Source organism: Flavobacterium sp., from assembly GCF_003525665.1.
In the GTDB taxonomy this organism is placed as follows: Bacteria; Bacteroidota; Bacteroidia; order Flavobacteriales; family Flavobacteriaceae; genus Flavobacterium.
Map to the genome: position 1 here is coordinate 1 of NZ_DQDX01000133.1, position 415 is coordinate 415.

Annotated in this window: 1 protein-coding gene; it reads left to right on the forward strand. The window is 32.3% G+C overall.

Annotated elements, in window-relative coordinates; all coding sequences use genetic code 11:
* Nucleotides 1-8: 8 nt before the first annotated feature.
* Nucleotides 9-415: tetraacyldisaccharide 4'-kinase (locus DIU01_RS09470; protein ID WP_290833851.1), on the forward strand; the 407-nt coding region annotated here is incomplete at its 3' end.

Consider the following 415-nt stretch of genomic DNA (forward strand, 5'->3'; position numbering starts at 1 on the left):
TTCGTGCTATGATTATTTTAAGGTATTTACTTTTTCCTTTTGCGATTGTTTATGGATGGATTACAAGCATTAGAAATTTTCTTTATGATAAAGGAGTTTTAAAATCGTATTCATTTGATATTCCAATTATTGCAGTTGGAAATCTTAGTGTTGGCGGAACTGGAAAAACGCCTCAAATAGAGTATTTAATTCGATTGCTTTCGCCAAATTATAAAATTGCAACATTAAGTCGTGGTTATAAACGAAAATCCATTGGTTATGTTTTAGCCGATTCAAGTGCTACTGCCGAAAGTCTTGGAGATGAGCCATTTCAAATGCATCAAAAATTCCCAAATATTAAAGTTGCCGTCGATGCTGATAGAAAAAACGGCATAGAAAATCTTCTGAAACTTGAAGAAAAACCAGATGTAATTTT